This window comes from Acinetobacter rongchengensis (genome assembly GCF_003611475.1).
Lineage (GTDB): Bacteria > Pseudomonadota > Gammaproteobacteria > Pseudomonadales > Moraxellaceae > Acinetobacter > Acinetobacter rongchengensis.
This window is the reverse complement of record NZ_RAXT01000113.1, coordinates 1-3,203: the sequence shown is the minus strand read 5'-3', so window position 1 is coordinate 3,203 and position 3,203 is coordinate 1. Positions and strand designations below refer to the sequence as shown.

Genomic DNA, 3,203 nt, shown 5'->3' with positions numbered 1-3,203 from the left:
ACCCTAAACATACATAAAATTTTAAAGTTATTTCATAGTAAAAGGTTACATATCACATGACATTTTTAATTCTTGTATATTACCTAATGAAAACCGTGAAAATTTTCTAAATAGTGAATGATCATTACAGAATTATCTTTTCTTTTCCCTATTTAACTTAAAATAAGTTATATAACTTTAAAATCTCTGTACACGACAAATTTCATAGGATCCTTGTCCTATCAGGCTTTTTCTTTCTTAAAATTGCTAGCACTTTCTTAAATTCTTCTTTTTTCCAAAACCAATCAAACGTAGAATAGCCATTTGAACATAGTCCAAACCGTAGCGAAATAAACTTACTGAAAGTCGTCCATGCTTCTTTATTTTTATCGCTTTTTTCCGATCATGTTGCCATTCACCTGTTAAATAGCACCAACAGAAACCGATAGCTAGCACTGCTATCAATTTCTTGACTCGTCTAGGGTCTGTTAAACGAGTATTTTCAAGATTGAATCCACGTCCTTTGAGACAACTAAATAACGTTTCGATTTCCCAGCGTAATGCATAATCACGAATAGCAGAAGCATTAAACATAGGAGAAACAACAAGTAAAAGCTCTCCATCTTCTAATCGTAGCGCACTAATATACAGTTTCACTCGACCAACCCAAATACGTCGTTTACGACATTCAGTTTGACCAACTTGAAGATGACGAAATAAATCACTAATTTTATGATTCTTGGCTAAGTGATTGGTCACAATAAAGTTTTTTTAACACGTATACAGAAGTTAATGTCATTTTCAATTAACCATGTAAACCATTTCTCACCGATAAATTCTCTGTCTGCAAACACATTCACAATACGATCTTTACCAAAAATGGAGATAAAGCGTTGAATCAAAGCAATACGCTCTTTTGTATCTGAATTTCCACGTTTATTGAGCAATGTCCAAACAATAGGTATCGCTATTCCACGATAGACGATGGCTAACATCAAGATATTAATATCTCGTTTTCCCCATTTCCAATTAGTTCTATCCAAAGTTAATTGGACTTTATCGAATGAAAATATATTGAAAATTAACTGAGAAATTTGACGATAATCGAAATACTGATCTGCAAAGAAGCGTTGTATACGTCGATAAAATGATTGTGGTAAGCACTTGATGGGTAAGGCTTTAGATGCAGAAGAAAGATTACATGTCTGTTTTACAATTAATGCAAGCATAATCAGTGTAAAACATTTTGCATGTGACTTGTTCCACTTTAGATATTTGTTTAAGATGAGATGTAACTCATTGAAATGTGTCATCATATTCGTCGTCAGAAAACAAGTATTATGCCATTATTTCAATGAGTTATCTTTTTTTGTCGTGTACAAAGCTTTAAAATAATTGTTTATCTTTGAGATATTAAAAATGCAGCAAGTCGATGTACCTAAAATATTTGTTTCATATAGTTGGTCAAGTCCTGAACATGAAGAATGGGTTCTAGAATTAGCTGAAAACTTAATGAAAGATGGTATTGATATTGCCCTTGATAAATGGGAATTAAGAGAAGGAGATGACCCAATATTCTTCATGGAAAGTATGGTTAATGATCCTACTATTACTAAAATAATTATGATTATTGATGGAAAATATACGGATCGTGCAAATCAACGCCATGGCGGTGTTGGAACTGAATCTACGATTCTATCGCAGGAGCTTTATAGTAAAAGGGATAAAAATAAAATTGTCGCTGTTATAGCTGAACCTGATGCTCCTAAACCTATATTTTATGCAGGTAGACTACATGTTGATTTGTCGGATTCTGAAAGATATGCAGAGGAATATGAAAAGTTAGTTCGTTGGGCTTATGATAAATATAAATATGAGAAACCTAAACTTCTTGGTAGTGCTCCGAGTTTTATTGTTGCTGAAGATAATCAAGTTGCATTATTCACAAATACTCAATATCGAATGGCAATAGATGCTTTAGAAAAGGGTAGAAGTAATGCCAGCAGTTTGGTAAAGCAATACTTAGATAAGCTATATTTGGAATTACCAAAATTTTCACTTTTAGATGATGATAGTAATGTTGAAGAAGCATTTAAACAGAAGCTTGAAAGGGTGTAAATAATTCTGTGTAAATACAGTTTTAAAAATACTTGGTTACACGCTCTTCAAACATGATACTAAAGCGATTCATAGCAGCTTTCCAATTCTGAATAGGCATCGTCCATTTTTTGCTTGCTGCCATAATTGCTAAATATACCACCTTTTTCACGGAATCATCAGTTGGGAAGATTTTTCTTTTCTTGGTTGCATGGCGGATAACACTGTTCAATGATTCAATCGCATTCGTCGTGTAAATCGCTTTGCGAATATCCATAGAGTAAGCGAAGAACGTGTTGAGATTCGACCAGTTGGCAAGCCATGACTTGCTGATTTGAGGATACTTCTCATCCCATTTTTGTCCAAATTCATCTAAAGCCTGTAAGGCTGCGTCTTCTGTAACAGCTTGATATATCTTTTTTAAATCGGCTGTGACAGCTTTGTAGTCTTTCCAACTCACATATTTAAGGTTGTTGCGTACCATGTGGATGATACACAACTGAATATGCGTATCAGGGTAAATTGTATTGATTGCATCAGGAAAGCCCTTCAGTCCATCTACGCAGGCAATCAGAATATCCTTTAAACCACGATTTTTCAGTTCTGTAAGGACTGAGAGCCAAAATTTAGAACCTTCGTTTTCTGACATCCACATACCTAATAAGTCTTTCTGTCCGTCTGTATTGACACCTAATGCTAGATACACCGCTTTGTTAATAATCGTACTATCTTGACGCACTTTCACCACGATACAATCCATATAGACAATAGGATAAAGGGCATCCAATGGTCGATTTTGCCATTCTATTACTTGTTCTTTAACTGCATCCGTCACTTTGGAAATAAGCGTTGGGGAGACATCCGCATCGTACATTTCCTTGAATGTAGCAACAATATCTCGTGTCGTCATGCCTTTGGCGTATAGGGATAGGATTTGGCTATCCATTTGTGTGATACGGGTTTGACTCTTCTTGATCAGCTGGGGCTCAAAAGTGCCATCACGATCTCTAGGCGTGTCTAGTTCAAATTCACCATCATCAGTAAATAGCCGTTTTGTTGTATAGCCATTACGTGTATTTTTGCCTATACGAGGACTATTTGTCTTTTTACATTAATGTCTTAAACTG

1 protein-coding gene and 2 pseudogenes are annotated in these 3,203 nt (G+C 34.9%); 1 reads left to right on the top strand and 2 read right to left on the bottom strand.

The genetic code is table 11. The features are described 5' to 3' along the window. Positions 1-202 precede the first annotated feature (202 nt). Positions 203-1,292, bottom strand: a pseudogene (locus D7V20_RS18780) (IS4-like element ISAba33 family transposase). 106 nt (positions 1,293-1,398) lie between these two features. On the opposite strand from D7V20_RS18780, the gene D7V20_RS18775 reads away from it, so the two are divergent. Then, a complete protein-coding gene (locus D7V20_RS18775; RefSeq protein ID WP_228199101.1) occupies positions 1,399-2,097 on the top strand; it encodes a toll/interleukin-1 receptor domain-containing protein in 699 nt (232 codons plus the stop codon). A gap of 22 nt (positions 2,098-2,119) precedes the next feature. Here the strand turns inward: D7V20_RS18775 and D7V20_RS18770 are convergent. Then, positions 2,120-3,175: pseudogene (locus D7V20_RS18770) on the bottom strand (IS256 family transposase); the annotation flags it as partial. Between the last annotated feature and the right edge of the window lie 28 nt (positions 3,176-3,203).